This is a genomic window from Actinokineospora sp. HUAS TT18 (assembly GCF_051364635.1).
Classification (GTDB): Bacteria; Actinomycetota; Actinomycetes; order Mycobacteriales; family Pseudonocardiaceae; genus Actinokineospora.
Window position 1 is genome coordinate 4,539,632 of the sequence record NZ_CP195645.1, and the last position, 26,560, is coordinate 4,566,191.

The window sequence follows — 26,560 nt, forward strand, 5'->3', positions numbered from 1 at the left end:
TCAACAAGTGTCCGCGCCGGTAGTATTCCCCGCATGGCGAAACCCCTGTCCGCGCACCACGACGCGGCATGGCGGCGGTACCTGCGGTCCCACGCGCTGCTCGTGCGCGCCCTCGACGCCGAGCTGCGCGCCGAGCACGGGATGACCCTGCTGACCTACGACGCCCTCGTCCAACTGTCCGAGGCCCCGGGCCGCAGGCTGCGGATGAAGGACCTCGCCGCGGGCCTGGTCTACAGCGCCAGCGGCCTCACCCGCATCGTCGACGGCCTCGAACGCGACGGCCACGCGCGCCGGAAGATCGACCCGGCCGACCGCCGGACCACCCTCGTCACGCTGACTCCCGCGGGCCTGGCCGCCCTCGAAGCCGCGTGGCCCACCCACGTGCGGGGCGTCCGCGAGCACTTCGCCGCCCACGTCGACAAAGCGCAGGCCACGACCCTGGCGAAAGTGTTCGCTGACATCGTCGCGGGGCTGGACGCGTAGATTCGACGGCATGCGCGTCTTGTTCGCCAGCCTGGCGTCGGTCGGCCATACCTACCCCCTCATCCCCCTCGCGATCGCCGCGCGCGGCGCCGGGCACGAGGTGCACTTCGCGGCGGGCGAGCACGTCCACGTCCCGCTCGCGGCGAACGGGCTGCGCCCCTTCCGTCCCGCCGACTCGTTCTACGAGATCTACGCCGAGGACATCGAGGCCGACCTCGCCAGGCTGAAGCCGGACCTCGTCGTGCACGAATGGGGCGTGCCGGGCGTGGCGGTCGCCGCGCACCGGGCGGGGATCCCGGGTGCCTGGCACGGTTTCGGCCGGATGTTCCCCGACGGGATCGGCCTGGAGTCGCCCGAGAAGGTCGTTTCCGGGCTGCCGCACATCGACATCTGCCCACCTTCCTTGCAGGAGAAGGGTTTCCTCGCCGAGCAGCGGATCGAACTGCGGCCCGTCCCGTTCAGCACGTCCGCGGAGCCCAGTGAGCGTAAAGGCCAGGCCACGTTCGTCTACCTGACGCTCGGCACCGTGTTCGGCACACCGGAGCTGCTCCGCACGGTCATCAAGGGCCTCGAATCCTTGTTCGCGCCCACGGCTGGGGCCGTCCTCGTGGCCGCCGGTCCGGTGCCGCTGGAGCAGATCGGCGAGGTGCCGAGCAACGTCAAAGTGCGGGCGTGGTGGCCGCAGGCGGATGTGCTGCCGCTCATGGACGTGGTCGTCCACCACGGCGGCAGCGGCACCACCCTCAACGCGCTCAGCGCGGGAATCCCGCAGCTGGTGCTGCCCCAGGGAGCCGACCACTTCGCCAACGCCGAGGCGGTGTGCGCGGCGGGCGCCGGGCTGCGCCTCCTCGCAGGCGAGCTGAGCGCCGACGCGGTCGCCGACCAGGTCCGGGCGCTGCTGCGCGATTCCAGCCACCGCGACGCGGCGCGGGTCGTGGCCGACGAGATCGCGCGCATGCCATCGCCCGACGAGGTCGCCCGGCGCCTACCGGACCTGGTCGAGCAGCGGTGACGGCTTGAACCCCTTGGCGATGAGCCACACCGCCAGCGACAGCTCCCACAGGAACACCGGCACCGCGGCCAGCGATCCCGGGACCGAGACCTGCTCGTAGAGCCCGAATAGCACGCCGATCGCCGAGACGAACACCAGCGGGCCGCCGATGAGGCCGAGCACGGCGATGAACCGCGGCACGAGCCCCGAGCGGTAGAACAGGTACGCCAACAGCACGGTGTTGGTGCCCAGCACGAAGTTCGGTCCCAACAGGAACGTCCAGTCGTGCACGGCCACCAGCGCCCGGCCCGCCTCACGCGCGGTGATGACCGCGAGCAGGCTGACCACCCCGACGCCGATCACGGCCGCCTCCAGGGTGCGCAGCGCGACATAGCCCATCGCCAACGCCTCGTTCTGCTTGCGCACAACGGGGTACAGCGTGATCGCCGTGCCCACGATGGTCAGCATGAGGACCACTTCCAGCAGCGCGCCCAGGCGGATTCCGGCGCCGGTGTGGCCGGGGTCGTCGAGCAGCGGCCCGTACAGCAGCAGCGCGGCGATCGACGTGACGTGGGTGAGCAGGTAGAGCACGCCCGCGGCGGTCGCGGTGGTTCTCGGTGAGGTCACGGGAGCTCCTTCAAGCGAAGGTGTACGGCGTACACCTGACAGCACCACGGTAGGGTGTACGCCGTACACTCGTCAAGGAGGTCAGGTGGACAGGCGCGCACCGCTCAACCGGGACCGCGTCCTGCGCGCGGCCGTGGCGCTGGCCGACGCCGAGGGCATCGACGCGGTGAGCATGCGCAACCTGGCGCAGGAGCTGAAGGTCGTCCCGATGGCGCTCTACAAGCACGTCGCCAACAAGGATGAGCTGCTCGACGGCATGGTCGACGTCATCGTCGGCGAGATCGAACCCCCGGCCGACGACGACGCGTGGAAGTCGGCGATCCGCCGGCGGATCCTGTCGGCGCGGCAAGTGCTGCTGCGCCACCCCTGGGCGTCGCGCGTGATCGAGTCACGACCCGGGCCGACGCTGATCGTGCTGGACTACCTCAACTCGGTGGTCGGCATGTTCCGCTCCGGCGGCTTCTCGGTCGACCTGGCCCACCACGTGATGCACGCGCTGGGCAGCCGCGTGTGGGGCTTCACCCAGGAGCTGTTCCCCGCCGCGCCCGCGGTCGATCCGACGGCGGTGGCGGACCGCTATCCGTACATCATGGAGATCGCCATGGCGGGCGCACACGACGGCGACTCGGCCGTCGGCCCCGGCTGCGACGACCAGTTCGAATTCGAGTTCGCCCTCGACCTGCTGCTCGACGGCTTCGAGCGGCTCCACCGGCAGGGGTGGACCCCGCCTAGGCGTCGAAGTCGACCGTGACCGCGTCGGTCACCGGCAGACCCTGGCAGGTCAGCACGAAACCCGCGTCGAGCTCGTGCTGTTCCAGCGCGTAGTTGCGGCGCATCTCGACCGAGCCGGTGACGACCTTGGCCCGGCACGTCCCGCACACCCCGCCCTTGCAGGCGAAGGGCAGGTCGGCGCGGACGCGTTGGGCGGCGTCGAGGATCGGGGTGTCGTAGGGCAGCGGGAGGGTGGTCTCGCGGCCGTCGAGGATGATGGTGACCGCGGCGGCGGGGCCGTCGGGCACGCGGTCCTCCGCGCGCTTGGGCTCCGGCGGCGGTTCGTCCACATAGAACAGTTCGCGGTGGATCCGGTCGGGCGCGACGCCGCGTTCCTTCAGCACCTGGAAAGCGTCCTGGACCAGCCCGAACGGCCCGCACAGCCACCAGTGGTCGACATCCTCGGCGGGGACGACGCGGTCGCAGAGAGCGGCGAACCGCTCAGCGTCCAGGCGGCCGGAGAACAGCTCGACGTCGCCGGGTTCGCGCGAGAGCACGTGGACCAACTGCAGGCGGGTCGGGTAGCGGTCCTTCAGGTCGGCCAGCTCCTCGGCGAACATCACCGTGTCGGAGCGGCGGTTGCCGTAGAGCAGGGTGACTCGGCTGTCCGGGTCGGCCAGCACGGTGCCCATAATGGACAGTACGGGCGTGATGCCCGATCCGGCGGCGACGAACGCGTGGTGACCGGAGACGCCCAGGTTCGGCGTGAAGTTTCCTTGCGGGGCAAGGACTTCCAGCACGTCGCCCGGCTTCAGCGAGTCGACGAGCCTGCTGGAGAACAGCCCGCCCTCGACCCGGCGCACACCGATGCGCGGCGCCGCGCCGACCGGGGCGCAGATGGAATACGAACGCCGTTCCTCGTGACCGTCCACGAGCTGGCGCAGCGTCAGGTACTGGCCAGCACGGAAGGCGAACTCGTCGGCCAGGTCGGCGGGGATGTCGAAGGTGACCGCGACGGCGTCGTCACAGAGTCGGTCGACCCGCGCCACGGGGAGCGCGTGGAAGGTCGACCGGCGGGTCATGGCGGCCGTCACTAGATCTCCTTGACTTGTTCAAAGGGTTCGCGGCAGTCCTCGCAGCGGCGCAGCGCCTTGCACGCGGTGGAGCCGAAGCGCGACAGCTCGGTCGTGCGCAGGGATCCGCAGCGCGGGCAAGACACCCGGCGGACCGGAGGGGCGAGGTTGAGCGGGATCGGGCCGACGGCGCGCGGGCCGAGGCGCTGCGGTGGGGCGATGCCGTGGTCGGCGAGCTTGCGCAGGCCGTCCTCGCTGATCCAGTCGGTGGTCCACGCCGGGTGCAGCGCGGTGCGGATCTCGACCTTGGCGTAGCCCGCCTCGGCCAGCTTGCGGTGCAGATCGGCCCGCATCTCGTCGAGCGCGGGGCAGCCGGAGTAGGTGGGCGTGATCGTCACGACCACCCGGTCGCCGTCCTCGCGGACCTCGCGCAGCACGCCGAGGTCGGCCAGGGTCAGCACCGGGAGCTCAGGGTCGAGCACCTGCTCGGCGACCTGCCGGGCGGTCACCAGACCGCTCCCGGCAGCGCCCGCGCGACCTGCTGCATCTCGGCCAGCAGCGGGCCCAGTTCCTCGGTGTGTACGCCGTCGCGACCGGTGCCCGCCGCCTGCGCGACGTCCGGCCTGGTCAGGCCCGCGGCGTGGAACACAGTGTCCAGCACGCTGTCCACTTCGGACCGGAGCGCGGCCGGGTCGACCGCGACACCGGCCAGCCGGGACTCGATCGGGTGCGGGGTGAACAGCTCGTCGTACAGCGGCCACACCTTGGCCAGGCCCGCGATCATCCGCTCACGCGAGTACTCCGTGCCGCCCGCGAGCCGCAGCGTCCACTGGGCGGCGTGGTCGCGGTGGTAGGCGACCTCCTTGACGCCCTTCGCGGCGACCGCGGCGAGCACCGGGTCGGCCGAGCCGCGCAGCGCGTCGAGCAGGGCCAGGCGCCACGTCGAGAAGACGAGCAGGCGGGCGATGGTGGTGGCGAAGTCGCCGCCGGGGCCGGGGCCGCAGTCGATCTCGGCGAGCCGGACGTTGCGGAACTCGGTCGCGTCGCGCAGGTAGGCCAGGGTGTCCTCGTCGGTGCCCTGGATCTCGCCCGCGCGGGACAGCAGCATGCGGGCCTGGCCGAGCAGGTCGAGCGCGATGTTGGCGAGCGCGACGTCCTCCTCCAGCTCCGGCGCGCGCGAGCACCACTCGGCGAGGCGCTGGGCGTAGACGAGCGCGTCGTCGCCGAGCATGAGGCAGTAGGCGGCGAGGTCGTCGCGGTCGACGTCCGGGAACTCGCGGTCGACCCCGGCGAGGGCGTCGGTGAAGCCGGTGCCGAAGGCCCAGTGCTTCTCCTCGCCGCCCTCGATCAAAGACTCATAGGCGTTGTCGAAGCTCACAGGTGCGGCACATCCTCGGGAATGTCGTAGAACGTCGGGTGCCGATAGACCTTGTCGCCGCTGGGGGCGAAGAACGGGTCCTTCTCGTCCGGGCTCGACGCGGTGATCGCGTCGGCGCGCACCACCCAGATGCTCACGCCCTCGTTGCGGCGGGTGTAGAGGTCGCGCGCGTTGCGCACGGCCATCTCGTCGTCCGGCGCGTGCAGCGAGCCGACGTGGACGTGGTTGAGGCCGCGCTTGCCGCGCACGAAGACCTCGTAGAGGGGCCACGAAGACCTGGTCATGCCACCTGCTCCTTCTTCGCCGCGTAGGCGGCTGCCGCCTCGCGGACCCACGCGCCGTCCTCGTGCGCCTTGCGCCGGTTCTCGATGCGCTCGGCGTTGCACGGACCGTTGCCCTTGACGACCTGCCAGAACTCGTCCCAGTCGATCTCGCCGAAGTCGTGGTGGCCGCGCTCGGCGTTCCACTTGATCTCCGGGTCGGGGAAGGTGACGCCGAGCATCTCGGCCTGCGGCACCGACATGTCGACGAACCGCTGGCGCAGCTCGTCGTTGGTGTGCCGCTTGATGCGCCAGACCATCGACTGCTCGGTGTTGGACGACTCGGCGTCCGACGGCCCGAACATCATCAGCGCGGGCCACCACCAGCGGTTGACCGCGTCCTGGACCATCGCCTTCTGCGCGTCGGTGCCGCGCATCATGGTCATCAGCAGCTCGTAGCCCTGGCGCTGGTGGAACGACTCTTCCTTGCAGACCCGGATCATCGCGCGCGCGTACGGCCCGTAGGACGTGCGGCACAGCGGGACCTGGTTGCAGATGGCGGCGCCGTCGACCAGCCAGCCGATGACGCCGACGTCGGCGAAGGTCAGCGTGGGGTAGTTGAAGATCGAGGAGTACTTCTGCTTGCCCTCGATGAGCTTGGTGGTGAGGTCCTCACGGTCGGCGCCGAGTGTCTCGGTGGCGGCGTAGAGGTAGAGGCCGTGCCCGGCCTCGTCCTGCACCTTGGCCAGCAGGATCGCCTTGCGGCGCAGACTGGGGGCGCGGCTGATCCAGTTGCCCTCGGGCTGCATGCCGATGATCTCGGAGTGCGCGTGCTGGGCGATCTGCCGGATGAGGGTGCGGCGGTAGCCGTCGGGCATCCAGTCGCGCGGCTCGATCCGATGGTCGGCGGCGACGACGCGTTCGAACTCGCGTTCCAGGTCCACACCCTGGATGTTACACCTGCACGTCGAATTTGCAGAGAGGTGTTACACCGCGATCCTGCGCGGTCGCAGCTTGCGCAGGTGCAGCGGGCCGGGCTTGCGCAGCCACCAGACGAACGCCCCGACGACGGCCCACACGGCCAGCAGCGTCGTGAGGACGGGCAGGATCGTCAGCGTCGCGCCGCGACCCTGGACGCGGACGAGGTCGGGGTTGCGGGTGTCGTACTCGACCCGCACGACCTGGCCTTCTTCCAGCTGGTCGGGGTAGAGGACGCCGACACTGGGCAGGTGCTCGGCGCCGTCGGGGGTGTGGAAGCGGACCAGGGTGCGGCCCGCGGTGACACTGACCACGTCGGCGTCGGCCCGGCCGGTGTGCCCCTCGATCGCGGCGTCCTCGGTGCCCGCGGCGATCATCAGCAGCAGCCCGAGCAGGGTCACCAGGACCGCCAGCCCTAACAGCGCGATCGCGACGATCCGGCGGGTCCGCAGGCTCAGGTTCACCCGACGAGCGTACTGGGCCGCCTCAGTCCGCGGATGGATCTTCGGCTCAGCCCGGAGGCTGACGTGCGCTTCGGGTGCCCGCTTGTTGCATGGGCGCATGAAGAGATTCGCAGTCGTGGCCGCGCTCGCGGCCACCATCGTCACCGCGGCTCCCGCGCACGCCCAGAGCGCCGCGCGGGTGACCATGCCCCCGCTGACCGGCCCGTATCCGGTCGGCGCCGCCGAACTGCACCTGGTCGATGCCACGCGGGCCGACCCGTGGAAGCCCGACCGGCGCCGGGAACTGATGGTCAGCGTCAGCTACCCGGCGGCACACGGTGGACAGCGGGCGCCCTGGATGAGCCCGGGCATCGCCGCCGCGGTCGACACGATCGGCGTCGACCTGCTCGGGGTGCCGCCCGGCTCGGTCGACTGGAAGGCCACCCGGCGGCACGCGCGGGAGGCCGACCGCGGGCCCGGCCGCTGGCCCGTCGTGCTGTTCTCCCACGGCCTGGGCTCGCTGCGCGAGATGCACGCGGGCCTGGCCGACGACCTGGCGAGCCGCGGGTACGTCGTGGTGTCGATGTCGCACACGTTCGAGGCCGCGGCGGTGGAGTTCCCCGGGCGGGTCGAGTACTCCGTCATGGACCAGGGTGACCCGGCCGCGCGCAAGACGGCGATTGATGCTCGGGTGGCCGACACGAGCTTTGTCCTGACGGAATTGGGCAAGCGCGGGTTCGACCTGTCGCGGGTCGGGATGGCCGGGCACTCCTACGGCGGCTACACGGCGGGCGAGTCGATGGTCCATGACCGGCGGATCGACGCTGGAGTGAATTTGGACGGGACGATGGGGCACGGGCCGGGGCTGCCTGGCGAGGTGGTGGGCGGTTTGGATCGGCCGTTCATGCTGGTCGGGGCTGGGGAGCACTCGCAGCTCACGGACCCGACGTGGGCGGAGTTCCGGGCGAACCAGCGTGGGTGGGAGCGGGAGCTGTACTTCGACGGCGGCTCCCACTACAGCTTCACTGACCTGCAATTCGCGGTTCCACAGCTCGGCGGACTGATCTCTCCGGAGCGGCGGGCGGCGCTGGTCGGGACCATCGACCCGGCGGAGTCGCTGGCTGCGCAGCATGAGTACTTGGCGGGGTACTTCGACCTGCACCTCAAGGGGCGTGACCGGCGCATGTTCGAGGGAAACTCGCCTTGCTTCCCGCAGGTCCGGTTCGTGGAGTGAACACCTAGGTGCCGATGGCGGTCGCGACCGCGGCGCGGAGTTCGGCGTGGGCGGCGCGGAGGGTGGTGCGGGTGGCGCGGACCTCGATGACCCGTAGGCCGGGGGCGGGGGCCAAGGCGTTCTTGAACTCCGTCGGGGTGGCGGCGAGGGTGTGCGGGACGTGGAAGCCTGCGCACAGGTTGGCCAGGTCGGCGCCGTGGGGGGTGCCGAAGACGCGTTCGAAGCTGGGTGCGTGTTCGGGGGCACCCTGTTCCAGCAGGGAGAAGATGCCGCCGCCGTCGTCGTTCAGGACTACGGCGGTCAGGTTGGGGCGTTGTTCGGCGGGGCCGATGAGCAGGGCGTTGAGGTCGTGCAGGAACGTCAGGTCGCCGACCAGGGCGTACGTCGGTGTGCCCGAGCCGATGGCGATGCCCGCGGCGGTGGAGATGTTGCCGTCGATGCCCGCGACGCCGCGGTTGGCGTGGATGGTCAGGTCGGCGCGGGGGTCGGCGGCGATGTCGACGTCGCGGACCGGGTTGGACGAGCCGAGGAACAGCGTCGCGCCGCTGGGGAGGGCGGCGACCAGGTCGCGGGCCACGCGCGGGCCGGTGGGCCATTCGCGCTGGTCGAGGACCGCGTCGACGGCGTCGGCGGCGGCTTCTTCCGCCGCGCGCCAGCCTGCGAGCCAAGTCGGGTCGTGGTCGGTGACGTGGGCGAGGTCGTCCTCGTCGAGCCAGCCGCGGACGTGGGTGGCGACGTACTGCGGGTCGGTCCACTGTGGATGGTCGCCGATGCCGTAGACCGGGACGCGGTCCATGAGGCCGCGGACCCCGCGGGACAGGGTGGGCCTGCCGACGACGATCACGGCGTCGGGGCGCAGGTGCTCGGGCAGCGCGCCGCCGCCGAGGAGCAGGGGGCCACGGCGGAGGACGTGGGCGCCGCTGACGACCGCGGCCGCCGCGCCGACCGGTTCGGCGATGACGGGCCAGCCGACCTTGGCCGCGACGCCCGCGGCGGACTCGGCGCGGGCGCGGTCGCCGCTGCCGACGACCATCAGCGAGCGGGCGGGCAGGGGGAAGTCGACTCGGTTGCCTGGAACGGTTCGGGCCGCGGAGGACGTGGTCCAGCGGGCGCCGTCCGGGCGGCCTTCGAGGCTGTCGGGCCAAGGGGCCGCGTCCGTCGGGACCAGGGGCTCGCGAAAGGGGATGTTGAGCTGGACTGGGCGACCGGTCTCGGCTCGGGCGACGCCTCGGCAGACGAGGCCGCGCCAGACGGGGTTGAGGCCGGCGCGGGCCTCGGCTACGGGGAAGTCGACGGCGACCGCGGAGCTGCCGAAGATGTTGCGCTGGTCGATGGTCTGGTTGGCGCCGGTGCCGTGGAGCTCTGGGGGGCGGTCCGCGGTGATCAGCAGGATGCCTACGCCGGAGTGGTGGGCTTCGAGGACCGCGGGGTGCAGGTTCGCTACCGCGGTGCCTGAGGTGCAGACGAGGGCTGCTGGGCGGCCGGTGGCTCGGGCTAGGCCGAGGGCGAGGAACGCCGCTGATCGTTCGTCTATGCGGACGTGGAGGGTGATTCTGTCTTCGGCTTGGTGCAGGGCTAGCAGGAGGGCGGCGTCGCGGGAGCCTGGGCAGAGGACGGCGTGGTGGATGTCGTTGCGGATCAGCTCGTCGACGATGACGGTGGCCATCGCTGTGGAGGGGTTCACGTTGTCTGCTCTTGCCTGTGTGGGTGCCTGTTTGGGTGGTGCCGTTCCTTCTTCGATGTCATGGCAGCGCCACCGTGGCCTGGGGGAACAGGACCCTGGTGCGCAGTGCCCATCGTGCGATGGAGATGCCTGCGTCGGTCAGGCCCACGCGTCTCGCGGTCCAGTCGGCGTCGAGGGCGTCGAGGGTTCGGAGGCGGCGTAGGAACCAGGAGCCGACCTTTTCCGCGTGGGCGGCGCCAAGGGGGGCGCCTGCGGGATCTGTCCATTGTTCTTCGTCCAGGACGTGGGTGATCTTGGCGAAGATTCGGTCTGGGGACATTCGGTCTTCCAGGAGCAGTGCGGCGAAGGTGACTTCCTGGATGACGGCCAGCGCGGGGCGGTCCAGGGCGACGATCGCCTCGCCCACCGCCATCAGGAGGGCGTCCGGGTCGTCGACCACGGTGGCGCCGCGATCGGTCAGGCACAGGCGGCGACCGACCTGCTCCACCAGGCCCATGTCGACCGCCAGTTCGCGCAGGAGGCGGACGGGGGGCCAGCGGGTCTCGCCGCGGCCGGTCGACGGGTTCTCGCGGCAGGCGGGCATGATCGCGGCGAGGTCGGCGACCAGGTCGGTGGGCAGGTAGCCGTGGTCGGTGAGGCGGGCGCCGCGGGCTCGGCAGGCGTCGAGGAGGCTCTCCAGGGCGGGGAGGTCGTGGCCTGCCGCCTCGGGAGGACGACGGACCTCTGGGCGCAGGCGGACCAGCAGCTCGCGCCGGGTCTGGCTGCCGCGGCCGCGGGTCCACAGGTCGAGGCGTTCGTCGAGGAGCTTGCCGAACCAGGTGTCGTTGCCCTCGGTCTCGGGGCTCATCAGCAGGCGCATGACCAGCTCGACCCGTTCGGGCTCGTCGGTGCCGTCGGCGCGCAGGGTGCCCGCGTCGATGGCCTCCTCCAGCATCCGTCCGGCGGCGGCGCGCAAGGCTTGTTCGACGTCTCCGCCGCGGTCTGACCAGGTCAGCGTGGGCGGGTTGGGCGGTTGCACGCCCGAATCGCGCCACGCTCGTTCGACCAGCGTGCGGTACGTCGTCTCGTCGGCGTCGAGGATGGCCCTGGTGGTCTCGTCGCGGCACAGGTCGGCGTAGGCGGTGTGGCCGAGCAGGTCGAGCAGCTCGGCGAAGGCGGCGCATGTGTCGTGCACGTCGGCGAAGGCGTCGGCGCCGTCGCGGCGGCGGGCGGCAAGCGGGAGGGTGCCCCACACCATCTGCTGCACCTCGTAGCGGGTGACCTTGGTCGGGTGGGCCGCCGTCGCGCGCATCACCTGCCAGAGGGCGTGCGCGTGTTTCGCGGCGGTGTCGTCCCGCCTGCGAATCACCTCGAGCGCCGAGTCCAGGTCGTGCACCAGCCCAGCTTTACACGCCGACCCCCAACCCCGCGAACGGCTGTCCACAGCTCCGCCGGCATGCTCGGCATGTGGCTGACCGCGACGTATCCGAGTTGTTCGACCCGGCGCAGTGGCGCGAGGTCGAGGGGTTCGACTTCACCGACATCACGTATCACCGCGCTGTGGACACCGGCGCCGTGCGGATCGCGTTCGACCGGCCCGAGGTCCGCAACGCCTTCCGCCCGCACACCGTCGACGAGCTGTATCGCGCGCTCGACCACGCGCGGATGACCTCCGACGTCGGCTGTGTGCTGATCACCGGCAACGGGCCGTCGGCCAAGGACAGCGGCTGGGCCTTCTGCAGCGGCGGTGACCAGCGCATTCGCGGCCGCACGGGCTACCAGTACGCCAGCGGCGAGACCGCGGAGACCGTCGACCCGGCGCGTGCGGGCCGCCTGCACATCCTCGAGGTGCAGCGGCTGATCCGGTTCATGCCGAAGGTCGTCATCGCCGTGGTCCCCGGCTGGGCCGCGGGCGGCGGGCACAGCCTGCACGTGACGTGCGACCTGACCCTGGCCAGCGCCGAGCACGCCCGGTTCAAGCAGACCGACGCCGACGTGGGCAGCTTCGACGGCGGCTTCGGCTCGGCCTATCTGGCCAGGCAGGTCGGCCAGAAGTTCGCCCGCGAGATCTTCTTCCTCGGCCGCACCTACTCCGCCGAGGACATGGTCAAGATGGGCGCGGTCAACCAGGCCGTCCCGCACGCCGAGCTGGAGGCGACCGCGCTGGAGTGGGCGCGGGAGATCAACGGCAAGTCGCCGACGGCGCAGCGGATGCTCAAGTACGCGTTCAACCTGATCGACGACGGGCTCGTCGGCCAGCAGCTTTTCGCGGGCGAAACCACCCGGTTGGCCTACATGACCGACGAGGCAGTCGAGGGCCGCGACTCGTTCCTGGAGAAGCGCGACCCCGACTGGTCCCGGTACCCGTACTACTACTGAGCGCGCGCGGCCAGGTACGCCTCGTGGTCGGCGGTCACCCGCGTCCACAAGGCGTCCCTGCGCTCGGCGGTGACGTCGGGCAGCGGCAGCCGGAACGTGTCGGCGAGCAGCTGGAAGTAGTCGGCCCGGGTGTCGATCTCGGTCTTGACGGCCCCGGACTTGTCGGTGTGCTTCAGCACGCGGCCGCGCAGCTCGGTGACGCTGTCGGCGTCGCGGCGGGACGCGGTGACGACCCGGACGAAGCCGGACTCGGGCGAGGTCGACAGCCGCTCGTGCTCGGCGGTGAAGTCCTCGACCTCGGCCTGCTCCGGGGCGAAGTCCATGCCCAGGAACGACCCGTCCGGGTCGTGGTCGAACCGCCAGCCGGTCTCCGACGGCCGCAGCGCGAAGTCGTACGGCCCCTGGGTGAACGCGCTCTCGACGAGCGGAACCGGCTCGTGCAGGCCGTCGCCGAGGCCGGTGTCGACGAGCCGGCGGTCGTCGCCGTCGTGGACTTCCAGGACGAGGTGGTTGCCGGTGGCGCCGCGCGCGTCCTCCGCGGTGCCCTGGACGCCGCCGACGCGCCAGTGCACGTCGAAGCCGAGCCAGTCGAGCAGAGTGCCGAGGGCGCCGTTGAGGTGGTAGCAGTAGCCGCCGCGCCCGCGGAGCAGGTAGCGGACCGAGTCCAGCGGGTCGATCGTGCGGGATTCGCCGAGTGCGATCCAGACCGTCTCATAGGGAACGCGCTCGACTTGGGCGCGGTGCAGAGCGTTCAGGGTCTCCAGCGTGGGCGGCGGCACCGAACGCCAGCCCAGACGCGCCAAGTACGCGTCGCGCAGCGGTTCGTTCACCTGACGCCCCCAGGTTTTCGCCATTGCCAGAGGCTAGTGGTGGACACTGGGAACATGCACCGCCTGCGAGTTCTCGATACGGACACGGTCCCGGAGCTGATCCGGGCCATGCGCGCGGCGCTCGACGGGTCCGGTCCGGCGGTGCTGCCGATCGGTCCTGATCAGACGGCCGACGACCTGCGTCCCGCCGAGCCGGTGGAGCCGGACACGGCGCTGATCGTGCGGACGTCCGGGTCGACCGGAACCCCTAGAGGGGTGCTGCTGTCGGCTTCGGCGCTGCGGGCGTCGGCGGAGGCGACGCACGAGCGGCTCGGCGGTCCCGGGGTGTGGCTGCTGGCGATGCCCGCCTACCACATCGCGGGGATCCAGGTACTGGTCCGCTCGATCCTCGCGGGCACCGAACCTGTTGTGCTGCAGGCGAATGGCTTCCGCCCGCGCGCGTTCACCGAGGCCGCGTCGGACGCGCTGGGCTCGATCGGGCCGGTCTACACCGCGTTGGTGCCGACGCAGCTGACCCGGATCGTGAACGACGGCGGCGACGCGCTGGCCGCGCTGCGCTCGTTCGACGCGGTGCTGATCGGCGGGGCGGCGGTGTCGCCGGAGATCGTGGCGCGGTCCGGGGCGCGGATCGTGACCACGTATGGGATGTCGGAGACGGCGGGCGGCTGTGTGTACGACGGCGTGCCGCTCTCCGGGGTGGACGTGCGCGTCGACGACGGCGTGATCTCGCTGCGCGGGCCGATGCTGGCACACGGCTACCGGCTGGACCCGGCGGCGACCGCGGAGTCCTTTGTGGATGGCTGGTTCCGGACCTCGGACCTCGGGACGTTCACCGACGGGGTCCTGCGGGTGTCGGGGCGGCTGGACGACGTGATCAACACCGGTGGGGTGAAGATCGCGGCGGCGGCGGTGGAGAAGGTGCTCATCGCCCAGCCGTGCGTGACCGACGCGTGCGTGCTGGGGCTGCCGGACGCGGAGTGGGGACAGAAGGTCGCGGCGGCGGTTGCGGTCGGGTCGGACGGGTGGGCCGACGTGGAGTCGCTGCGCACGGCCGTGCGGGCGGAACTGGGGAACGCGGCGGTGCCGAAGGTGGTTGTGGTGGTGGACGAGCTGCCGCTGACCGGGCCGGGGAAGGTCGACCGGCGAGCGGTGGAGCGGCTCTTCCCCTAGACCGCGCGGAAGTGCGTGACGAGCCTGCCGCCGTCGAGGACGTGGAGGGCGATGGCCGGTGGCGCGTCGAGGTTGACCACGTCGCCGGGTTCGAACGGCATCCGCACGGTCGACACGATGCCCGGGGCGACCAGGAGCGGGCGACCGGCGAACGTGGTCGCCGCGCCCGTGTGGGCGTGTCCACAGAGGACCGCGACCACGTGCGGGTGCTTCGCCAGCACGGCCGCGAGCGCGTCCGGCTCACCAAGGCCGATGCCGTCGATGTACGGGTGGCCGAGCGGGGCGGGCGGGTGGTGGAAGGCGACGAACGTGGGCTCGTCCAACTCGGCCAGGGCGCTGTCGAGCCAGGCCAGTTCGTCGAGGCGACCTGGGTCGGCGCCGGGGATCGAGGAGTCGCAGGTGACGACGGCGCAGCCCGGGAAGCGGTGGACCTGGTTGAGCGGGGCCAGCGCGGTGAACGGGTCGCGGGAGTCGTGGTTGCCGGTGGTGAACAGCATCGGGTGCGGGCCGCGGAGGACGTCGGCGGCCTCGCGGTACTCCGCTGGGGTGCCGTGGTCGGCGATGTCGCCGGTGACGACCACGGCGGTCAGTCCGGTGAGGCCGTTGACGTACGCCATCACCGCCGCCGCCCGGTCGCGGGCGCGGGGGCCGAGGTCGAAGTGCGGGTCGCTGAGGTGGGCGAGCACGATCATGGCGCCATCGTCACCCCGCGACATCCGGCGGTGCCAGTCCACTTGGCGACGAGTGGACTTACAGGAGCTCGGCGAGGACGGCGACGGCGGCGCGGAGTTCGGCCGGGGTCGAGGTGTACGGGAACCGGATGTGGTGGCGGTCGCCGCCGTCGGGGGTGGAGAGGTCGCCGGGGCTGAGCAGCAGGCCGCGGCGGGCGGCCGCGGTGGTGACGGCCCGGCTGTCGCCGACGCGGAGCCACAGGACCATGCCGCCGCTCGGCGACTCCCATGACACCGGCAGGCCCGCCAGCGCGGACTCGAGGGCGGCCAGGTTGGTGCGCAGCAGCCTGCGGCGGCGCTCGACGATGGTGTCGAACCGGTCGAGCAGGGCGAGGGCCAGCAACTCGTCGGCGGAACTCGGTCGCATCAGCATGGCGCGGGGCGACGCCTGGATCACCTTGGTCAGCGCCTGAGGTGCGCGGATCCAGCCGATGAGCAGGCCGCCCCAGATCGTCTTGGACAGCGATCCGACACCGATCACCCCGGGACGCGCGCTCAGCGGCGGCGGCTGAGGGCCGAAGCCGAGCGGCCGCAGCGCCTCGTCGGCGATGAGGGGGACGCCGCGGACCAGGTCGACCAGCGGGGCGCGGCGGTCGGCGGGCATGGTGCGGCCGGTGGGGCTGTGGTTGTCGACCTGCAGGTAGACCGCCGACAGCCGGGTGCGGCGCAGCAGGTGGGCGGCCTGGTCGAGGTCCCAGTCGACGGGCCAGCCGACCGGGTCGAGCCGGTGTCCACGCAGGACAGCCAGCGCGGCCGGGTAGGTCGGGGTCTCGGTGAGCGCGCGGCCGGGCGCGGGGTTGAGCGCGGTGAGCGCGAGGTCGAGCGCGGCGGTCGCGCCGACGGTGATCGTGAGGTTGCCGGGGCGAGTCGGGGTGCCACGGGCGGTCAGGTGGGCCGCGAGGGCCTCGCGGAGTTCCCATGACCCGCCCACCGGCGGACCGTCCGTGGCCATCGCGGCGCGAAAGCGCTGGTCGAGGATCTCCGCGGCGGCGACGGCGACCTCCTGCGGCGCGGCCGCGGTGGCGGAGCGCAGGTCGACCACCGGCCCTTGCGCGCGGACCGGGCCGACCGGGTCGAGCAGCCGGTCGGCGGGGCGCACGACGCTGCCCGAGCCGTGGCCGGTCTCGATCACGTCGTCGGCCCGCAGCAGGTCGAGCGCGCGAACGACGGTCACTCGGCTGACGCCCAGCCGGGCCGCCAAGTCGCGTTCGGACGGCAGCCGCGTGCCAACCGAGAGCTTGCCCGCGCTGATCGCCCGCCGTACCGACTCGGCGACCTGACGCGCCTTGGTGCCGTCGGCAGGGTTCAGGTCGGTCGGGCGCCACATCGGTCCAGATTAATTTGACGAAGATCGCCGAGGGTCGTGTATGGTTACTGCGTACGACATACACAGAGGGGGATTCCTGCCATGCCAACAGTTCTCATCTCCGGCAGCAGCATCGCGGGCGCCACGCTCGCCTACTGGCTGGACCGCCACGGCTTCAAGACCACGATCGTCGAGCGCGCCCCGGAGCCCCGACTCGGCGGCCAGGCCGTCGACATCCGCGGCGCCGCGCTCGACGTGGTGGCGCGCATGGGGGTGCTCGACGAGATCCGCGCGGCCAAGACCGGGATGCGCGGGATGACCGTGGTCGACCGCGACGGCAACGAGCTCATGTCCACCACCGAGGAGACCCTCACCGGCGGCGCGATCGACAGCCCCGACGTCGAGATCATGCGCGACGACCTGGTGACCATCCTCAACGGGCTCACGGGCAACACGAAGTACCTGTTCAACGACACGATCACCGCGCTGGAGCAGGACCCCGACGGCGTGCTCGTCACCTTCGAGAACGCCCCGCCGCGCCGGTACGACCTGGTCATCGGCGCGGACGGCCTGCACTCACGGGTGCGCAAGCTGGCCTTCGGCGACGAGGCCCAGTTCCGCAGCCACCTGGGCGTCTACCTGGCGATCTTCACCATGGACAACCACCTCGGCCTCGAGAACTGGCAGACCATGCTGCACGGCGACAACCTCATGGCGATGGTCTACAACGCCTGCGGCGGCAAGGTCACCCGCGGCATGCTCGGCTTCGAGTCCGACGTGCTGGACTTCGACTACCGCGACCTGGACGCGCAGAAGCGGATCGTCGAGTCCCGCGTCGGCGACGCCGGATGGGAGACCCCGCAGATCGTCAAGGCCATGTGGGCGGCGGACGACTTCTACTTCGACGCGATGAGCCAGATCAAGATGGACCGCTGGTCCAAGGGCCGCGTCGGTCTTGTCGGCGACGCGGGCTACTGCCCGGCACCGCTGTCCGGCCAGGGCACGAGCGTCGCGATCGTCGGCGCGTACGTCCTGGCGGGCGAGCTGGCCAAGGCGGACCCGGCGACCGCGTTCGCCGCGTACGAAGCGGAACTGCGCGAGTACGTCACCCAGAACCAGGCCCTCGCCACCGCCAACCCCGGCGGCCCGCCCAGCCCCGAGTCCATGGCCGCCGCCGCGTCGGGCATCACACTGAAGGACTACGGCACGCGGCGGTAGTGGGCCATCGACCAAGATAGGTCCATGGCAACAGTCGCGGAGTGGGTCCAGGGCGCGCGGGTGCGCACGCTGCCGAACTCGATCGCCCCGGTCCTGGTCGGCTCGGGCGCGGCGATGGGCGCGTTCTCGTGGTGGAAGGCGCTGCTCGCGCTGGTGGTGGCGCTGTCGCTGCAGGTCGGGGTGAACTACGCCAACGACTATTCCGACGGCATCCGCGGCACGGACGACCACCGGGTGGGTCCGCTGCGACTGGTCGGATCGGGGGTGGCGACGCCTTCGTCCGTCCGGTTGGCCGCTTTTGTGTGCTTCTTCGTGGGGGCTGTCGCCGGGCTGGCGCTGGTTGTCGCTAGTGGACAGTGGTGGCTGCTGGCGGTTGGGGCGGCTTGTATCGCGGGGGCTTGGTTCTACACGGGCGGGTCTTCGCCTTACGGGTACTCGGGGTTCGGCGAGATCGCGGTGTTCTTGTTCTTCGGCTTGGTGGCGGTGCTCGGGACGCAGTACGTGCAGGCGGGCACCGTCACTTGGCAGGGGGCGCTGTGCGCGGTGGCTATGGGGTGTTTCTCGGCTTCGGTTCTGGTGGCCAACAACTTGCGGGACGTGCCTACGGATCGGGTCGCGGGGAAGCTGACTCTCGCGGTGCGGCTGGGTGAGGAGCGGACACGGGTGCTCTTCGTGAGCCTCGTCGCGGTGCCGTTCCTGGTTACGGTGATGCTGGCTTTGTCGACACCTTGGGCGTTGGTGGGTTTGGTGGCTGCGGCGCCGGTGGTTCCTGCGGTGAAGCGGGTTGTGGGCAAGGAGACGGGGCCGGGGTTGATTCCGGTGCTGCAGTCGACGGGCCTGGGGATGCTGCTGTGGGCAGTCGTGACGGCACTGGCGCTGGGGTTGTTCCACAGCTAGGAACAGCTGCGCAACAGAGTGGATCTCCGGTTTCCAGCAGGCCAGGCGCCTGTTTGTTGCTTATTGTGGGCACATGGGAGCTAGAAGCCGGGCAAGCACGCGCGAACTGGGCGAACTGCTGCGGCAGCACCGTTTGGCCGCCGGCCTGAGCATGCGCGACCTGGGCGCGAAGATCGGCCAGACGCTGACGAATATGCATCGCATCGAGACCGGGTATCGCGGGACGACCTCGGAGACCGAGGCCGTCCAGTACGTGACCGCCTGCGGCGCGAGCCCCGACGATGTACGCGGGATCATCGCAGCTTGCCGGGAGGTCGCGGACTACCGCGGCTACTGGCTTGACGCCCACGACGAGTTGTTGGGTGAACCCCTCCGGCGGGTTATCTTCCACGAGAGCCGCGCGGACAAGTCCGTTTGCTACGAGCCCGAACTGATTCCCGGCTTGTTGCAGACGAAGCCCTACGCCGAAGCGCTGTTCGCGCGAGTGGACATGGCGGACGACGACCGCTCAGCGCTGGTGGAGACGCGGCTGGCGCGACAGCACATCCTGCACCGCGAGAAGCCGGGAAAGTTCACCTTCTTCATCCACGAGCGAGCACTCCGGATGGCGGTTGGCGACCACCAGGTCATGGCTGAGCAGCTGACGACCATGATGGTCTTGGCAGACCTCCAGAACATCAGGATCCGCGTAGTGCCCATCGCGGCTCGGAATCGCGGGGTGTTCGGCGGCCCGTTCCGGCTATTCGGATTCGCCAGGTACCAGACCCTGACGCACCTGGATGCGCCCTTCGGCGGATGGTTCCTGGAGGACCCGAAGTATGTCGGCTCCTACCTGTCGCTTAACCGGCGGCTGACCGAGGTCGCGCTCGATGTGGAGGAGTCCCGGGTGCTGCTCGCCAAGTTGGCCGATGAGTACGACCGAACCTACGAGTGAAGCCGACGCTGGAACAGCGTCGCCTACTTCGTCCGCGCATGGCGAAGTAGGCGACAGCGGCGTCAGCTGGTGGCGGCGGCCGCGCGGGCGCGGTCGAAGGTGTTGCGCAGTACCGCCAGCAGAGCATCCCGGACCGAAAGCTTGTCCCGCGCGTCGAAGATGACCAACGGGACGTCATCGGCGACGGCCAGCGCCCACCGGATGTCCGCAGGGTCATGCGCCAGCGAGCCGTCGAACTTGTTCACGCCCACCACGAACGGCAGGCCCGCCTTCTCGAAGTAGTCGACGGCCGGGTAGCAGTCGTCAATGCGCCGGGTGTCCACGATGACCAGCGCACCAAGGGCACCGCGCACCAGGTCCCCCCACATGAAGCCGAAGCGGTCCTGTCCGGGAGTCCCGAACAGGTACAGCTTGACCTCTTCGTCGATGGTGATGCAGCCGAAGTCCATGGCCACCGTCGTGGTCGTCTTCGCGGGAACCTGGGCCGCCCGGTCGACCTCGGCGCCGACCGAGGTGATGGCCGCTTCCGTGGTCAGGGGCGAGATCTCCGAGATCGACGCGACCGCGGTCGTCTTGCCGACGCCGAAGCCGCCCGCTATGACGATCTTGACGGGGGTGGGCGGCCGCCCGCTGGGTTCAGCGAATGGCTTCGAGTCCACGAATGACCCTTTCAATCATGCTGAGGTCCTGCGCGAGCCGGGTTCCCGGCCGCCGGACTTCGACGTATCCAAGCGCCGCTAGGTCGGCGACGAGTACCCGTGCGACGCCGATGTGCAATCCGAGGGAGGCGGCGACCTCCGCGACGGACATGGTGGTGCGGCAGAGCGTGATGATCTCGCGGCGTTCGAAGGCGAGGTCGGCGTGGGCCGCGGCGCCGAGGCGGCTGGACATGACCTGCGCCTCGATCTCCAGGGTGTCGTCGACCGGCTTCGTGCGCCCTGACGTCATCAGGTACGGGCGCAGCAGCGAGACGTCAGGGTCGCTATCCGACACTGTTCTTGAGTTCTTCGATGAGTTGCGGCGTCAGCACCGCGCTGGCCCGGTTGGCGAACATCGCCATCTCGTAGGCGATGGTGCCCAAGCTGGCCTGCTTGGTCGCCAGCACGCCCAGCGAGCAGCCGATGCTGATCGTGCAGACCAGCAGGTAGCCGCGTTCCAGTTCGATGATGACCTTGTCCGGCGCGCCGAGCGGGTGGCTGTCGGACACGCCGTTGGCGAGGCCGAGCATGGCCGACGAGATGGCGGCCAGCCGGTCGGCGTTGGCCCGCTGCAGGTCGGCGGACACGGCGATCAGCAGGCCGTCGGCGGACACGGCGATGGCGCCGATGGCACCGGCGGTGTTTTGAGTGAACCTGCTGACCAGCCAGTTGAAGTTCTGCGCATCTACGCTGATCGTGGGTGCGGGCCTGGTCATGGTGTGCTCTCTCTCCTCGGATTCGCCCCACGCCGTGAGGCTCCGTCCTTCGCGGCGTCCGGCGAACTCGCCTTGGCCGCCCTTGCCAATCCGGTGGTGAACATGTCGAGCGCGGACCGCTCCGCCTCCGGGTCGCGCTCCCGCCGCTCGGTGGCCACCGGCGCCGACACCTGCGCCGACGGGGTGACCCCGGCCTTGCGCAGGCCCGGCGCCAGGTGCGCGCCGGGTACGCGGCGGCTGAGGCCGCCGCGCGACTCGTCGCGCAGGTCGCCACCCACGGAGTCCACTGTGGACGGAGCGGCGGCGCGGGCGAACGCGGTGCCGAAGGCGTCGAGTGCCTTGCGGGCGGCGTGCGGGTCGTGCCGGGGCGGCTCGATCGGCGGCAGCGTGCCCGACACCTCGGGGTTGGTCGCCGCGCCCGGCAGCTGGGCGCCCGCGACCCGGCGGTTGAGGCCCGCCCTGGACTTGGGTGCCTCGGCGGCGGGCTCGGCGCGCGGCGGGATCTGGGCCCCGGCGACCCGGCGCGTCAGGCCCGAGCGCGGCTCGGCGTCGGTCACTGGCTGGAACATCGTGGTGGTCTCGCTCGCGTCCGGCGCGCTCGCGGCCCGGGCGAACGCCGAGCCGAACGCGTCGAGCGAGTCCCGGACCTCCGCCGGGTCACGCCGTGGCGCCGGGTCGGCGGGAACAGCGGGGGTCGCAGGAGCAGCCGGGGCGACGACCTCGGGCTCCACGCCACCGGGCAGTTGCGCGCCCGCGACGCGGCGCCGCAGGCCCTGGCGGCTGTCCTGCACCGCGCCCTCCCGTGGCGTGAACACCGTCGGGGCGACCAGTTCCGGCACCGTCGGCACCGGTTCGCGCACCGGCTCCGGCTGCACCATCGCCGCCCAGTCCGGCTCCTCGCCCTCGAACTCGGGGAACCAGTCGAACCCGGAGGTCGACGTCGCGGCCGGGATGCGGACCTCCGGCAGCACCGGCGCCTCGGCGGCCTGCGGCTTGGGCTGCTCGACCTCCGGCCGGGTGAACAGCTGCGGGACGATGATCACCTGCGCGGTGATGCCGCCGCCCTCGGTGGGCACCAGCCGCACCCGCAGCGAGTGCCTGCGGGCGAGGCGGCCGACCACGAACAGGCCGAGCACGGTGGTCGGGACGATGTCGAGCCGCTCGCGCTCGACGAGTCGGCGGTTCTCCTCGGCCAGCTTCTGCGCGGGCATCCCGATGCCGTGGTCGATGACGCTGACCACGCACGACCCGTCCTCGGTGAACGACGTGTGCACCTCGACCTGCGCACCCGGCGGGGAGAACGATGTCGCGTTGTCCATCAGCTCGGCGAACACCAGCACCAGGTCCGAGCCGATCGGCGCGGCCAGGGTGAGGTCGGCGATCTGGCCGAGCTCGACGCGCTGGTACTCCTCGATCTCGGCCAGCGCCGACCGCAGCGCGATGGACAGCTGGATCGGCCCCGACAGCCTGCCCTGCTCCTGCGCACCCGCCACGACCAGCAGGTTGTCGGCGCTGCGGCGCAGGCGGGTGGACACGTGGTCGAGGCGGTAGAGCCGCTCCAGCAGGCGCACGTCCTGCTCGTCGCGCTCCAGCTCGTCGACCAGGGCCATCTGCCTGCCGACGAGGTTCTGGGTGCGCTGGGCGACGTTGGCGAACATCAGGCCGACGTTGCGCCGGGTGACCGCCTGCCGCTCGACCAGCATCGACGCGGTGGCCTGCACGCGGTTGAACGCCGCGGCGAGCTGGCCGACCTCGTCGCTCGTGGCGATCTCGATCTCGGCCAGCTGCGGGGCTTGGGCCTCGGCTTCCTCGGTGTCGGTGACGCGGACGAGCTCGGTCTCGGCGAGGTCGGCGACCGTGGTCGCCGCCGCGGTGAGCCTGCGCAGCGGGTCGGCGATGGAGCGGCTGACCCGCAGGGCGAGGAAGGCGACGACGACGAACAGCAGCGCGGCACCGGCACCGACGGTCCACGCCGCGGCCTGCGCACCGGAGGCCCGGTCCGCCGCCGCCTGGGTGACCTGGGCGGTGACCTGGTCCTGCACGCCGCGCCGCAGCCGGGACTGCTCCTGCACGGCCTCCAGCGCGTCGCCGACGAAGTCGTCGCGGTCGGCCGCGCTGACCGGCAGCCTGCCCGCCAGCATGTCGACCTTGCGCGCCGCCTCGCCCTGGACGACCTCGACGACGAGGCCCGCGTGGTCGGCGTCGGCCTGCTCGACGAAGCGCTCGGTCAGCATCCGTGACTGGGCGGTGGCGTTGTCGACCAGGATCTGGCCGGTCCGCGGGTCGATCGCGGCGGCGATGAACGCCATGCCGCGCAGCTCGCCTTCCTCGTTGGCCCGCAGCAGCGAGTCGAGGACGGTCAGCTGCCTGGTGCCCTCGGCGTCCGAAGCGGTCTGCAGGACGAGCCGCAGTCCGTCGATCACCGCGCCGATGACGGCGTGGTAGGTGCGGGCGACGGCGTCGGCGGACACACCGTGGCGCAGCGCGTTCTGCCGGATCTCACGCAGCGAGCCGATGCGGGTCAGCGCCGAGGTCAGCTCGTCGGAGCCCTCGTCGCCCAGCGCCGCGCGCGCGGTGGTCACCGCGTCGTCGACGGTGCGCTGCTGGCGGACGAGGTCGGTGTTGTCGGTGTCCGGGTCGGCGAGGTAGGCCGCGGTGAGCAGCCGTTCCCGCTGCAGCTCCCACACCAGCCCGCCGAAGTCCTTGGCGTGGCCCGCGACGTCGGCGGTGGCGCGCGCCGAGGTGGCCGTGCCGATCTGGCCCATGACCCACGGGACGGCCACGATGAGCACCGCGGTGAGCGGCACCAGGAGCAGCACGTTCAGCTTGCCCCGGATGCCCAGCCTGCTGAGGATCATCGGTCACCTGCCGTCACACGGGCGTTGTGCGCGTTGTGCTGGGCCCGGACCAGGTCCTCCAGGGACGCGCGCATCGCCAGGAACTCGGGGGTGCGCTTGACCGACAGGTCCCGGTCGGCGGGCAGGTCGACGGTCACGTCCGCGGCGACCCTGCCCGGGTCGCACGCGAGGACGACGACGCGGGTGCCGAGGAAGACGGCCTCCTCGACGTCGTGGGTGACCATGAGCACCGTCTTGCCGGTGTCCTGCCAGACCTGCCGGATGAGCACCTGCATGTCTTCCTTCGTCTGCACGTCGAGCGCGCCGAACGGCTCGTCGAGCAGCAGCACCTCGGGTTCGCAGACCAGCGCCCGCGCGATGGCCACGCGCTGCTGCTGGCCGCCGGAGAGCTGGCGGGGCAAGGCGGTGCGCAGGTCGGACAGGCCGGTCTCGGCGAGGTACCAGTCGACGCGGCGGGCACGCTCGGCGGCGTCGACCTTGAGCAGTTCGAGGCCGAAGGCGACGTTGCGCTCGACGGTGCGCCACGGGTAGAGGGTTCCGGCCTGCGGGACCAGCCCGCGGTCGGGACCCGGCCCGTCGACAGGCAGGTCGTCCAGGGTGATCGTGCCCTCGGTCGGCGTCTGCAGCCCGGCGACCAGCGCCAGCAGCGTCGACTTGCCCGACCCGCTCGCGCCGACGACACACACGAACTCCCCCGGCTCCACCCGGAGGTCGACCCCTTCCAGGGCGCGCACCTTCCGGCCGCGCTCCTGGAAGTCCTTGCTCACCCCGCGCACATCCAGCGTTCCCGCCAGCGGAGTCACACCGACCATCGGCCCACCCTGTCTCGCAGCAAGCGGAGCAAGACGTCGAACGTCACGCCCGCGATTCCGATCACGATGAGCACCGCGAAGATCTTGTCGGTCTGGATGAACCGCTGGGCGCGCACGATCCGGTAGCCGAGGCCCTCGGTGGCGGCGATCAGTTCGGCGACGACCACGAAGTTCCACGCCGCGGCGGCGTTGACCCGGATCGAGTCCAGCATGCCCGGCAGCGAGTGCGGCACGATCACCTTGCGCAGCACCTCGCCGCGGCGGGCGCCGAGCGTGTAGGAGACGTCGATCATGGCGCGCGGCACGCGGCGCACGACGTCGGCGGTCATCAGCGTGTTGAAGAAGACCGTGGCGATGAACAGCAGCATCACCTTGGACGGCTCGCCGATGCCCATCCAGATGATCAGCAGCGGGATGAACGCGCTCGCGGGGAGGTACCGCAGGACGCTGATCACCGGGCCGAACAGCGCCTGGCCTGCGGTGAACGTGCCCATGACGATGCCAAGCGGCACCGAGACCAGCACCGCGAGGCCGAACCCGAGCAGCACCCGCTGCACGGTCGCCCACAGGTCGGTGAACAGCTCGCCCGACTTGGCCATCTCCACGCCGGCGTCGAGCACCGAGGCGGGCGACGGCAGGAACTTGTCCGGCACCGCGCCCAGCGCCCACACCCCGACCCACACGATCACCGGCAGCGCCAGCGACAGCACGCCCAGCGCCAGCGTCGACCGGTTCGAGATGGGCGTGCGGATCGCGAGCAGCCCCGACGCGCGCCGGGGCCTGGACCTGCGCGGCAACGGCGCCCACCCCTCCCGGCCGGGCCGGGAGGGGTGGGCGTCGGTCTCAAGCAGCTGACTCACTCCTTGACCGACTTGACGAACTGGTCGTCGAGCAGGCCGTCGATCTTCGGACGGTCCTTGACGAGGCCGGTCTCGAGCATGAAGTCGATGATCTTGTCGGCCTGGTGGTTCAGGTGGGCCGGGGTGGTGCCGGGGGTGAAGGCGTCGAGGTTCTGCTGGCGGGTGAAGATCGTGGTGCCCGCGTCGTAGGACTTGTACTCGTCGGCGCTCACGCCACCGCGCTTGGCCATGATGTCCACGGCCTTGTCCTTGTTGTCCTTGATCCACTTCACCGTCTCGAACCAGGTGGTGACCAGCGCCTGGACCTCCTTGGGGTGGTCCTTGACGAAGTCGGCCTTGAACACCAGGTGGTCGGGGATCGCGCCGGGGAACTCCGCGGAGCTGGCGATCGCGGTGCTGCCCTTGCGCTCCAGCGCGGTGCTGGTGAACGGCGCGAACGCGCCGACGGCGTCGACCTGGCCCGCGGCGAACGCGGCGGCCGCGGCGTCGGTGGCCATCGGGACCAGCTCGATGTCCTTCTCGGTCAGCTTGGCCTCGGCGAGCGCGAGCAGCAGCAGGTAGTGGTCCACCGTGCCCTGTTCGACTGCCACCTTCTTGCCCTTCAGACCCGCGACGCTGGTGATCCCCTCCGCGGCGATGATCTTGTCATTTCCCGTGGAGTTGTCGTTCACCAGGACGATCTTCTGCTGCGCGCCGCCGCTGACGGACACGAGCGTGTCGTTGAGGGTCTGGCTGTTGGCGTCGATCGCGCCGGTCGACAGGGCCTGCAGGCTGTCGGTGTAGCTGTCGAAGTACTTCAGCTCGACGTTGACGCCGTTCTTCGTGAACAGTCCTTGTTCCTGCGCGACCTGCCACGGGAACCAGCCGGGCCACGCGCTGAACCCGAGGGTGACCTTGGCCCCGGATTCGGCGGTGCTGGACGAACAGGCCGAGGTGACACCGACGACCGCGACAACACATGCGAGGGCGGCGAACAGTCTCGTAAGCGGGCGAGACACCACTGTCGTACTCCTGGGGGGCCGAGGATGGGAGAACGGTGTTGCTTTTCTGAGAATTCCGGCGAGTGTTGCCGGATATCACTCAGCTAATATGTGGACATTGGTTCTTCGTCGACTTCGATCGCCGCCGAACCGCCCATTCCCAGGACACAGGGGACTCCCCTCCCCGCGGGATGACGACCGAGTCCATGCCACGTTCGACTGAGCGCTCCCCCGGAGTGCCGTGACGGCACACCCCGCGTCGCCGAACCCCGACATGACCCTCGCCCTTCACCTGACCTGGCACAACCCTGCGCGCCAGACCCTAACGGG

The 26,560-nt window shown here is 71.0% G+C and carries 28 protein-coding genes; 9 read left to right on the forward strand and 19 right to left on the reverse strand.

Going from position 1 to position 26,560, the window contains the following annotated elements; all coding sequences use genetic code 11:
• The first annotated feature begins 33 nt into the window (after positions 1 to 33).
• Both ACSHT8_RS20575 and ACSHT8_RS20580 read left to right on the forward strand, forming a co-directional pair.
• A complete protein-coding gene (locus tag ACSHT8_RS20575; RefSeq protein WP_436492514.1) occupies positions 34 to 483 on the forward strand; it encodes a MarR family winged helix-turn-helix transcriptional regulator in 450 nt (149 codons plus the stop codon).
• A 10-nt stretch (positions 484 to 493) separates the two neighbouring features.
• Positions 494 to 1,495, forward strand: a complete 1,002-nt coding sequence (locus tag ACSHT8_RS20580) for a glycosyltransferase (protein ID WP_436492515.1) — start codon at positions 494 to 496, stop codon at positions 1,493 to 1,495.
• Here the strand turns inward: ACSHT8_RS20580 and ACSHT8_RS20585 are convergent.
• Positions 1,469 to 2,101, reverse strand: a complete 633-nt coding sequence (locus tag ACSHT8_RS20585; RefSeq protein ID WP_436492516.1) for a DUF4386 domain-containing protein — start codon at positions 2,099 to 2,101, stop codon at positions 1,469 to 1,471. The two genes, ACSHT8_RS20580 and ACSHT8_RS20585, sit on opposite strands and share 27 nt — an antisense overlap.
• Positions 2,102 to 2,186: 85 nt before the next feature.
• Between ACSHT8_RS20585 and ACSHT8_RS20590 the strand changes: the two genes are divergently transcribed.
• A complete protein-coding gene (locus tag ACSHT8_RS20590) occupies positions 2,187 to 2,852 on the forward strand; it encodes a TetR/AcrR family transcriptional regulator C-terminal domain-containing protein (RefSeq protein WP_436492517.1) in 666 nt (221 codons plus the stop codon).
• On the opposite strand, the gene paaE is transcribed toward ACSHT8_RS20590, so the two are convergent.
• The 6 genes from paaE to ACSHT8_RS20620 are packed head-to-tail and all read right to left on the reverse strand — an operon-like array spanning position 2,830 to position 6,965.
• The gene (paaE, locus tag ACSHT8_RS20595; RefSeq protein WP_436502118.1) at positions 2,830 to 3,894 is read right to left on the reverse strand and encodes a 1,2-phenylacetyl-CoA epoxidase subunit PaaE; all 1,065 of its coding nucleotides are present in this window, start codon (positions 3,892 to 3,894) and stop codon (positions 2,830 to 2,832) included. The two genes, ACSHT8_RS20590 and paaE, sit on opposite strands and share 23 nt — an antisense overlap.
• 11 nt (positions 3,895 to 3,905) lie before the next feature.
• On the reverse strand, positions 3,906 to 4,397 hold the full coding sequence (paaD, locus tag ACSHT8_RS20600) for a 1,2-phenylacetyl-CoA epoxidase subunit PaaD (protein ID WP_436502119.1): 492 nt from the start codon (positions 4,395 to 4,397) through the stop codon (positions 3,906 to 3,908).
• Positions 4,391 to 5,263, reverse strand: a complete 873-nt coding sequence (paaC, locus tag ACSHT8_RS20605) for a 1,2-phenylacetyl-CoA epoxidase subunit PaaC (protein WP_436492518.1) — start codon at positions 5,261 to 5,263, stop codon at positions 4,391 to 4,393. The genes paaD and paaC overlap by 7 nt, the downstream gene beginning before the upstream one ends.
• Positions 5,260 to 5,547 (reverse strand): 1,2-phenylacetyl-CoA epoxidase subunit PaaB, encoded by a 288-nt coding sequence (gene paaB / locus ACSHT8_RS20610; protein WP_436492519.1) that lies wholly within the window; start codon positions 5,545 to 5,547, stop codon positions 5,260 to 5,262. The genes paaC and paaB overlap by 4 nt, the downstream gene beginning before the upstream one ends.
• Positions 5,544 to 6,467 carry a 1,2-phenylacetyl-CoA epoxidase subunit PaaA gene (paaA, locus tag ACSHT8_RS20615; protein WP_436492520.1) on the reverse strand — a complete coding sequence of 308 codons (924 nt, stop codon included), beginning with the start codon at positions 6,465 to 6,467 and terminating at the stop codon, positions 5,544 to 5,546. Before paaA ends, paaB begins: the two co-directional genes overlap by 4 nt.
• 42 nt (positions 6,468 to 6,509) lie before the next feature.
• The gene (locus tag ACSHT8_RS20620) at positions 6,510 to 6,965 is read right to left on the reverse strand and encodes a DUF3592 domain-containing protein (protein ID WP_436492521.1); all 456 of its coding nucleotides are present in this window, start codon (positions 6,963 to 6,965) and stop codon (positions 6,510 to 6,512) included.
• A gap of 97 nt (positions 6,966 to 7,062) precedes the next feature.
• Here ACSHT8_RS20620 and ACSHT8_RS20625 point away from each other — a divergent pair, with 97 nt between their 5' ends.
• Positions 7,063 to 8,178: an alpha/beta hydrolase family protein gene (locus ACSHT8_RS20625; RefSeq protein ID WP_436492522.1), complete on the forward strand. Its 1,116-nt coding sequence runs from the start codon at positions 7,063 to 7,065 to the stop codon at positions 8,176 to 8,178.
• 4 nt (positions 8,179 to 8,182) lie between these two features.
• On the opposite strand, the gene menD is transcribed toward ACSHT8_RS20625, so the two are convergent.
• Complete coding sequence (gene menD / locus ACSHT8_RS20630; protein WP_436492523.1) at positions 8,183 to 9,862, reverse strand: 2-succinyl-5-enolpyruvyl-6-hydroxy-3-cyclohexene-1-carboxylic-acid synthase; 1,680 nt, start codon at positions 9,860 to 9,862, stop codon at positions 8,183 to 8,185.
• 58 nt (positions 9,863 to 9,920) lie between these two features.
• On the reverse strand, positions 9,921 to 11,237 hold the full coding sequence (locus ACSHT8_RS20635) for a hypothetical protein (RefSeq protein WP_436492525.1): 1,317 nt from the start codon (positions 11,235 to 11,237) through the stop codon (positions 9,921 to 9,923).
• A gap of 71 nt (positions 11,238 to 11,308) precedes the next feature.
• Between ACSHT8_RS20635 and ACSHT8_RS20640 the strand changes: the two genes are divergently transcribed.
• Complete coding sequence (locus tag ACSHT8_RS20640; RefSeq protein ID WP_436492527.1) at positions 11,309 to 12,220, forward strand: 1,4-dihydroxy-2-naphthoyl-CoA synthase; 912 nt, start codon at positions 11,309 to 11,311, stop codon at positions 12,218 to 12,220.
• Here ACSHT8_RS20640 and ACSHT8_RS20645 read toward each other — a convergent pair.
• Positions 12,214 to 13,074 (reverse strand): arylamine N-acetyltransferase family protein, encoded by an 861-nt coding sequence (locus ACSHT8_RS20645; RefSeq protein ID WP_436492528.1) that lies wholly within the window; start codon positions 13,072 to 13,074, stop codon positions 12,214 to 12,216. The genes ACSHT8_RS20640 and ACSHT8_RS20645 overlap by 7 nt on opposite strands.
• A gap of 30 nt (positions 13,075 to 13,104) precedes the next feature.
• On the opposite strand from ACSHT8_RS20645, the gene menE reads away from it, so the two are divergent.
• Complete coding sequence (gene menE, locus ACSHT8_RS20650) at positions 13,105 to 14,220, forward strand: o-succinylbenzoate--CoA ligase (protein ID WP_436492529.1); 1,116 nt, start codon at positions 13,105 to 13,107, stop codon at positions 14,218 to 14,220.
• Here the strand turns inward: menE and ACSHT8_RS20655 are convergent.
• A complete protein-coding gene (locus tag ACSHT8_RS20655; RefSeq protein ID WP_436492530.1) occupies positions 14,217 to 14,912 on the reverse strand; it encodes a metallophosphoesterase in 696 nt (231 codons plus the stop codon). The genes menE and ACSHT8_RS20655 overlap by 4 nt on opposite strands.
• Before the next feature lie 58 nt (positions 14,913 to 14,970).
• The gene (locus ACSHT8_RS20660; RefSeq protein ID WP_436492531.1) at positions 14,971 to 16,278 is read right to left on the reverse strand and encodes a PLP-dependent aminotransferase family protein; all 1,308 of its coding nucleotides are present in this window, start codon (positions 16,276 to 16,278) and stop codon (positions 14,971 to 14,973) included.
• An 81-nt stretch (positions 16,279 to 16,359) separates the two neighbouring features.
• Between ACSHT8_RS20660 and ACSHT8_RS20665 the strand changes: the two genes are divergently transcribed.
• The 3 genes from ACSHT8_RS20665 to ACSHT8_RS20675 all read left to right on the forward strand — a co-directional run bounded on the left by ACSHT8_RS20665 (position 16,360) and on the right by ACSHT8_RS20675 (position 19,306).
• Positions 16,360 to 17,475, forward strand: coding sequence for an FAD-dependent monooxygenase (locus ACSHT8_RS20665; RefSeq protein WP_436492532.1), 1,116 nt, complete (start codon positions 16,360 to 16,362; stop codon positions 17,473 to 17,475).
• A gap of 24 nt (positions 17,476 to 17,499) precedes the next feature.
• Positions 17,500 to 18,372 (forward strand): 1,4-dihydroxy-2-naphthoate polyprenyltransferase, encoded by an 873-nt coding sequence (locus ACSHT8_RS20670; protein WP_436492533.1) that lies wholly within the window; start codon positions 17,500 to 17,502, stop codon positions 18,370 to 18,372.
• 73 nt (positions 18,373 to 18,445) lie between these two features.
• A complete protein-coding gene (locus ACSHT8_RS20675; RefSeq protein WP_436492535.1) occupies positions 18,446 to 19,306 on the forward strand; it encodes a helix-turn-helix domain-containing protein in 861 nt (286 codons plus the stop codon).
• Between the two features lie 62 nt (positions 19,307 to 19,368).
• Here the strand turns inward: ACSHT8_RS20675 and ACSHT8_RS20680 are convergent, their stop codons facing one another.
• From ACSHT8_RS20680 to ACSHT8_RS20710, 7 genes are read right to left on the reverse strand one after another with little or no spacing between them, the layout of a single operon-like run.
• Entirely contained in the window at positions 19,369 to 19,965 is a 597-nt protein-coding gene (locus ACSHT8_RS20680; RefSeq protein ID WP_436492536.1) for a GTP-binding protein, read from the reverse strand.
• On the reverse strand, positions 19,943 to 20,254 hold the full coding sequence (locus tag ACSHT8_RS20685; protein ID WP_436502120.1) for a DUF742 domain-containing protein: 312 nt from the start codon (positions 20,252 to 20,254) through the stop codon (positions 19,943 to 19,945). Before ACSHT8_RS20685 ends, ACSHT8_RS20680 begins: the two co-directional genes overlap by 23 nt.
• Before the next feature lie 34 nt (positions 20,255 to 20,288).
• On the reverse strand, positions 20,289 to 20,720 hold the full coding sequence (locus ACSHT8_RS20690; RefSeq protein WP_436492537.1) for a roadblock/LC7 domain-containing protein: 432 nt from the start codon (positions 20,718 to 20,720) through the stop codon (positions 20,289 to 20,291).
• The gene (locus ACSHT8_RS20695) at positions 20,717 to 23,578 is read right to left on the reverse strand and encodes a nitrate- and nitrite sensing domain-containing protein (protein WP_436492538.1); all 2,862 of its coding nucleotides are present in this window, start codon (positions 23,576 to 23,578) and stop codon (positions 20,717 to 20,719) included. The genes ACSHT8_RS20690 and ACSHT8_RS20695 overlap by 4 nt, the downstream gene beginning before the upstream one ends.
• A complete protein-coding gene (locus ACSHT8_RS20700) occupies positions 23,575 to 24,390 on the reverse strand; it encodes an ABC transporter ATP-binding protein (RefSeq protein WP_436492539.1) in 816 nt (271 codons plus the stop codon). Before ACSHT8_RS20700 ends, ACSHT8_RS20695 begins: the two co-directional genes overlap by 4 nt.
• The gene (locus ACSHT8_RS20705; RefSeq protein ID WP_436492540.1) at positions 24,378 to 25,250 is read right to left on the reverse strand and encodes an ABC transporter permease; all 873 of its coding nucleotides are present in this window, start codon (positions 25,248 to 25,250) and stop codon (positions 24,378 to 24,380) included. The genes ACSHT8_RS20700 and ACSHT8_RS20705 overlap by 13 nt, the downstream gene beginning before the upstream one ends.
• Entirely contained in the window at positions 25,247 to 26,248 is a 1,002-nt protein-coding gene (locus tag ACSHT8_RS20710; protein ID WP_436492542.1) for an ABC transporter substrate-binding protein, read from the reverse strand. Before ACSHT8_RS20710 ends, ACSHT8_RS20705 begins: the two co-directional genes overlap by 4 nt.
• Positions 26,249 to 26,560 lie beyond the last annotated feature (312 nt).